The 246-nt window shown below is 59.3% G+C and carries 1 pseudogene; it reads right to left on the bottom strand.

From position 1 onward, the window contains the following. Positions 1–197: pseudogene (locus B2W52_RS09400) on the bottom strand (succinylglutamate desuccinylase); the annotation flags it as partial. Positions 198–246 lie beyond the last annotated feature (49 nt).

Consider the following 246-nt stretch of genomic DNA (forward strand, 5'->3'; position numbering starts at 1 on the left):
GAAACGATGATGGCCTCGGCATTCGGGTTGCTTCGGCCAGCCGGGGGAACAATGTCCAGAACACCCACGGCCTTGCGGCTGATTCGGGTACCGTCGGGGAGAAAGGTCTTGATTTCTGGGAGTGATGCGGCTGGGTTGTCCAGGGCGTGGGAAAGCCAGTCACAATTCGTTCCGAACAGATCTTGTTTTGCCGACATAGAAGCCCCGAACCAGGTTTGGGGGCGGGCAGGGTATTGCCTCCCGGGA

Origin of the sequence: Marinobacter sp. UBA2498 (assembly GCF_002341575.1) — a bacterium.
Taxonomy (GTDB): Bacteria; Pseudomonadota; Gammaproteobacteria; order Pseudomonadales; family Oleiphilaceae; genus Marinobacter; species Marinobacter manganoxydans.